Below are 6000 nucleotides of genomic sequence, written 5' to 3'. Positions count from 1 at the left end.
CCTTTCACCTTTCACCTTTCACCTTTCACCTTTCACCTTTCACCTTTCACCTTTCACCTTTCACCTTTCACCTTTCACCTTTCACCTTTCACCTTTCACCTTTCACCTTTCACCTTTCACCTTTCACCTTTCACCTTTCACCTTTCACCTTTCACCTACTTCCACTATCTTTGTTCCTGTGAGCGAGAAAATCATACTTAAATTACAACTGCCAACCGATCCGCTTTGGGTTAAAAATGTTGTGGAAAGCAATATTGAAGAACTGCTGACCGACCATGCTTTTTGCGAGCAAAAGGCGGCCAGCAACGCCATAACCCTTATTGTACAAAACCCCAATCTATCAGATCTGGTGCAGGAAATGGCTATGTTAGTGCAGGAAGAGATGGACCACTTTAAACGGGTGCATGATATTATTATAGAACGTGGCTTTTTATTAGGCAGAGAGCGTAAGGATAACTACGTGAACGAGCTCCGCAAATTCATTATCATCGGTGGCGGCCGGGAAGCACAGCTGATTGATCGCTTATTGTTTTCGGCCATGATAGAGGCGCGCAGTTGCGAACGTTTTAAAGTATTATCAGAAAACATTAATGATAACCAGTTATCAACGTTTTACCACGAACTGATGATCAGCGAAGCCACACATTACTCCATGTTTATCCGCCTGGCCAAAAAATATGCGGTCGAAATAGATGTCGACAAACGTTGGAAAGAATTCCTGGAATATGAAGCCGCCGTGATACAAAACTACGGCAAAAGGGAAACCATACACGGATAGTTCATCTATACAAACAGGCTAATTACCGATACTTTTATTTATTGCTTACCTTTAAATCTTTACTTTGGATATGTCGCGATTTAAAGCATTCTCGGTGGTAATACATATTGCCGGATGGCTGTTGTTCATGGCCTTTCCGCTGGTATTTTTAAACCGCCAGAACCAGGACAGTACATCCACTCTACTTTTGCAGCAACCCAGTTACTGGTTATTTTGCTTCACATACATCTTCCTTTTTTACATCAACGCCAACTTGTTTATCCCAAGGCTTTTTTTAAAGAAAAAGTATTTGGCATACAGCATTATAACCGTACTGTTATTAGGCTGCGTTTACTATTTAAAACCATTTGACCGGATGCTCCGCAGCAGCGAAAATATTGCCATGGCAGATGAGCCGGCGCCACGCGCACCAGCAAACCAACGCGGCCCTGGCCAGCCTCCGCCACAATTCAAACCGGGTCATCACAACAAGCCTCCGTTAGATATTGCCAGCCTGTTTATTTTCCTGATGATATTTGCTATAAGCACCGCCATTAAAACCATACAGCAATGGCAGCTCACCGAGCAACAAGTTACCCGTGCCGAGGCCGATAAAATAACAGCCGAGCTTTCATCTTTAAAAGCACAGATTAACCCGCACTTTTTGTTTAACACCCTTAATAATATATATACACTTGTGGTTACCCAGGACGATAACGCGGCCGAAAGCGTCATGAAGTTATCCAACATTATGCGTTATGTAACCGAGGATGCGATGGCAGATTTTGTGCCCCTGCAAAACGAAATAAATTGCATTAGCGATTACATTGAACTGCAACGATTACGAATGAGTAAAAACACAGAAGTAAATTTTTCTTTAAATGGCCATACCTCCGGTAAAAAAATACCGCCGCTTGTATTAATGACATTTGTAGAAAACGTATTTAAATATGGTATCAGCAGCCACGAAAAATCGGTTATCAGCATTAAAGTAGATGCAAATGATAAAGATATTGCTTTCTTTTGCAAGAACCGCTTATTTGATAACCGGAGTGAAAACCAAAGTACCGGAGTAGGCATCAAAAACACAAAACAACGTTTGGCCCATTTATACCCAGGCAGGCATTTATTAAACATAAGCAACCAGGATGGTTATTATACCGTTCGGCTTAGCTTACAAACTTAAAACCAATGGTGCTAAAATGCATTGCAATTGATGATGAACCTCTGGCATTAAAACTAATCAGCGGATATGTATCGCGTTTCCCGTCGTTGCAACTCATCAACACATTTGACGATGCCATATCAGGTGCCGAGTTTTTAAAAACCAAACCCGTAGATCTGCTCTTTATCGATATCAACATGCCGGATATTACCGGAATCGACCTCGTTCGCTCGCTTGAAATAAGACCGATAGTGATTTTCACAACCGCCTACAAAAACTTCGCTTATGAAGGCTTTGAGCTGGAAGCCCTTGATTACATCCTGAAGCCCATTGATTTTAAACGTTTTGAAAAAGCTGTTGAAAAAGCTATCGACTACTATCAATATAGAAACAAACCCATAACCGAACAAGCCGACGAAAGCCTGTACGTATACTCCGAATACCGGATGGTAAAGATTGAGCTAAATGCTATTGAGTATATTGAAAGCATGGAGGATTATATCAAGATCCATTTAACCAATGCCAAAACGGTGCTTACCCTTATCCCGCTAAAAAAGGTACTGGAAAAATTACCTGCCGACAAATTCCAGCGCATCCACCGCAGTTATATTGTACCTGTTAACAAGATCCGCTCCATCCAGAACCGTAAGATTAAGCTCACCGACATTGAACTGCCGGTAAGCGAAAGTTACCTGGATATTGTTCGTAACTGGATGAAATCCCGGTAAAAAAAGCTGTATGCCCCGCCCACCTCACTTATTTACTGTTGCCTTTTTTATTCCCATCATACTTAACTGTTGATTATGCGTAAATCAACCAGGGCGGCTTATTCATCTATACATAATACTGATTCACCGATACATTGTTGATTAAGCAGGCACGCGGATTTACCTTTATATCGTTATTCCAATGGCGTTGCAGGGCAAAATTGGTTTAACATAATACCCCTTTTTTCATATTAGTTTCGATAAAGCGCCGGTGTTTTAATACACGGCGCTTTTTTTAACACCAAATCACCTTTTTGTAATTTATTTAACCTTTAGGAGTTAAGGGCGTAAATTATTTTACTTTTGCACACGGAAGTTTATGGGCAAAAAAGGCATTTTATTAGTAAATTTAGGTACACCCAACAGCGCATCCACAGCCGATGTACGTACCTACCTGAATGAGTTTTTGATGGATCCGCGGGTTATTGATATAAACCCCGTAATGCGCACCCTGCTGGTTAGGGGTTTAATAGTTCCTTTCAGGGCTCCCAAGTCGGCCAAATTATACCGGGCCATCTGGAGCGATACTACCGGCTCGCCATTAATGCACTACAGCCTTTTACAACAGGATGCTTTAAAAAAGCGCCTGGGTGATGATTACATTGTTGAGCTGGCCATGCGCTACCAAAATCCAAGTATCGAATCGGCCCTTAACCGGTTGAAAGATGCTCTGGTTGATGAGATCCAGGTAATAGCCCTTTTCCCTCAATATGCATCGGCCAGTACCGGCTCGGTATATGATAAGGTGATGGAACTGCTGATGCAATGGCCTACCAAGCCAACCATATCGTTTGTTAATTCATTTCATGATAACGAACTGATGATTGCTACTTTTGCCGAAAACAGCCGCAAATATGATCCGGAGAAATTTGATCATATATTATTCAGCTTCCATGGATTGCCGCAAAGGCAATTGATTAAAGCGGATCATACGCACCAACACTGCTTAAAGGTTAACGATTGCTGCCAAACCCTTACCGATGCCAATAAGTTTTGCTACTCGGCACAATCGCACCATACAGCGCAGCTGATTGCCCAAAAGTTAAACATCCCCAAAGAAAAATACACCATCTGTTTCCAATCACGATTGGGTAACGATCCATGGGTACAACCCTATACCAGCGAAATTGTAGCCAAATTAGCCAAAGAAGGCAAAAAAAGCCTGCTGGTGTTTTGCCCCGCCTTTGTTGCCGACTGCCTGGAAACGGTTTACGAAGTAACCACCGAATACGGAGATGAATTTAAAGCCCTCGGCGGCGAAAGAGTACAGCTTGTTGAAAGCCTGAACGATTCGCCGATGTGGATAGACGCACTGGAAAAAATGGTTAGGGATAACCATATATCGGGGTAGGTATAAAATTCTATTTCGACCACTCATACGCGTGGTATAGTTTTCGGAAATTCTGAAGGTGAAAGGATGTCTTAAAAGGTTTGTCGTCATTCACCGTATTCAGAATCTCGCTATCAGATCTGGCGCGGCACCTGTCATCTTTATTTTATAGCGATAACCTCCGTCAAAAGAATCTTCCTCCTTTAAAAACTCATGACCTGTTTTACTTATCCAGTACGTTTCGGTAAAGTGCCTGCCTTTGTAATCGCTTTCGGTAAATAATTTCCAGCAATCGGCTTTGTTACCATCTAATGTGATGATCTCTTCGCTGCCTATCACTTTATACAACACGTATTGAGGCATAGCAACTCCAGCATCATAAAAGTTAATAGCAAAAGTTTTGCCGGCATCAAGGGGCAGCATCTCAAAAGTTTCGATATCCAGGTTCCAGTTAAAGTTGGGCACGATAAAATCAAGCTTAAACTCTTTTTGCCCGTTACCGGCAACGGTATCGGCACCTGTAATTTTATCTGCGTCCCAGTTATAAGCTTTTATTTTTTTGCCGATAGTTTCTGCATGATAAACAGGTGCAAAACTGGCCATTTTATTAAGCGAGTAAACCGAGCGGTATGCTGCGCTATCGGTACCGTACCAGTGCTGGGTAATGGCAAAATAATTTTCTTTATTCCGTTTCTCAATTTCAATATTACGCAGCCAAAGCGAAAAACGCAACCTACGGTTGTCTTTTAAATTCTGATAATATACCAGATATTGCTTAAGTCCGGGTTTTAAGGCCGATGTAATGAGGCGCAGATCCTGTAAACGGATGGTATCTGTTTGCGCGGATACCTTTGGCGTATACGACAACAGCAATAATATAGCTAAACTAATGGCTATAACTTTTTCAATGATTTGTTCGGTTTTCATAGTGTCTAAATTTTGATAATTTTTGCGATCTGGGTGGTTTGCCATTGCCATTTCGTGGTTCCCGTTAATAACTAATTAATTACTGTGGATTTAAAAAGCCGTTTTGGTATAGCCAATTCGTAGCCCAGTCAAACCATTTATCATGACTTTTGGGATTATCCAACGCAAAGCCGTGGCCTCCGGCCTGGAAAATGTGCATTTCTGCTTTCACTTTTGCATCAAGCAGGGCATTATAAAATAACAGGCTGTTTTGTACCGGCACAAAACGATCATCTGCTGCATGTATCAGAAATGTTGGCGGAGTATTGGTGGTGACATGTTTTTCGTTGCTAAAAAAATCAAGCAGCTTTGCCGATGGTGTTTTGCCTATTAGTTTTTCACTGGTTACGCTATGTGGCGTTAAACCAAAAGTAATTACCGGGTATATGAGCATCATAAAATCCGGACGAAGATTGATATGCTCTTTATTTTCAATTACAGGCACCTCAAAATGCGTTCCGGCAGTTGAAGCAAGGTGTCCGCCAGCCGAAAAACCGATAATGCCTATTTTATCAGGACTGATTCCCCATTCTGATGCATGCTTACGTATCATAAGTATTGCCATTTGCGCATCCTGTAACGGACCTATAGTTTTATCAACCATGATATAATCACTGGGTAATCGGTATTTTAATACAAATGCAGCGACGCCTATTTTGTTAAAGGCTTTGGCAATATCAGATCCTTCATCCTCAGATACCTCCACATAATAGCCCCCGCCGGGGCAAATAACTACTGCCGTTCCGTTTGCTATGCCTTTTGCCGGAAGATAGGGCGTTACAGCCGGTTCTGTTACTTGCGAGATCCAGTTTAAACTATCAATTTTTTCAATGTAACCAGCGGGTGTCTTTTTTGAATTGGGAGCCCCCTTTGGATAAAGTAAAATTTGTTTTTGCTGGGCATAAACCAGGCACTGAACAAACGCTATTATTACTGTTACAAATACCTTTTTCATATAAGTTTTCATGATTCGTACTGTAAATGTGTATTTTCAACAATCACTCATCAAATCATT

Annotated in this window: 6 protein-coding genes; 4 read left to right on the top strand and 2 right to left on the bottom strand. The window is 41.6% G+C overall.

Annotated elements, in window-relative coordinates; translation table 11 throughout:
- From AC1DQW_RS19395 to hemH, 4 genes are all read left to right on the top strand, one after another.
- Positions 1 to 778, top strand: a 778-nt coding sequence (locus AC1DQW_RS19395; RefSeq protein ID WP_477455585.1) for a MiaE family protein, incomplete at its 5' end; no start/stop codon positions are given.
- Positions 779 to 848: 70 nt separating this feature from the next.
- The gene (locus AC1DQW_RS19390) at positions 849 to 1943 is read left to right on the top strand and encodes a sensor histidine kinase (RefSeq protein ID WP_477455584.1); all 1095 of its coding nucleotides are present in this window, start codon (positions 849 to 851) and stop codon (positions 1941 to 1943) included.
- Between the two features lie 5 nt (positions 1944 to 1948).
- Positions 1949 to 2650 carry a LytR/AlgR family response regulator transcription factor gene (locus AC1DQW_RS19385; protein WP_477455583.1) on the top strand — a complete coding sequence of 234 codons (702 nt, stop codon included), beginning with the start codon at positions 1949 to 1951 and terminating at the stop codon, positions 2648 to 2650.
- Positions 2651 to 3008: 358 nt separating this feature from the next.
- The gene (hemH, locus tag AC1DQW_RS19380) at positions 3009 to 4040 is read left to right on the top strand and encodes a ferrochelatase (RefSeq protein ID WP_477455582.1); all 1032 of its coding nucleotides are present in this window, start codon (positions 3009 to 3011) and stop codon (positions 4038 to 4040) included.
- 99 nt (positions 4041 to 4139) lie between these two features.
- Here hemH and AC1DQW_RS19375 read toward each other — a convergent pair whose 3' ends face one another.
- On the bottom strand, positions 4140 to 4946 hold the full coding sequence (locus tag AC1DQW_RS19375) for a DUF3108 domain-containing protein (protein WP_477455581.1): 807 nt from the start codon (positions 4944 to 4946) through the stop codon (positions 4140 to 4142).
- 79 nt (positions 4947 to 5025) lie between these two features.
- Complete coding sequence (locus tag AC1DQW_RS19370; RefSeq protein ID WP_477455580.1) at positions 5026 to 5952, bottom strand: alpha/beta hydrolase; 927 nt, start codon at positions 5950 to 5952, stop codon at positions 5026 to 5028.
- Positions 5953 to 6000 lie beyond the last annotated feature (48 nt).

Source organism: Mucilaginibacter sp. P5_A4 (assembly GCF_056400605.1).
This window is presented reverse-complemented; position numbering and strand designations above follow the sequence as displayed.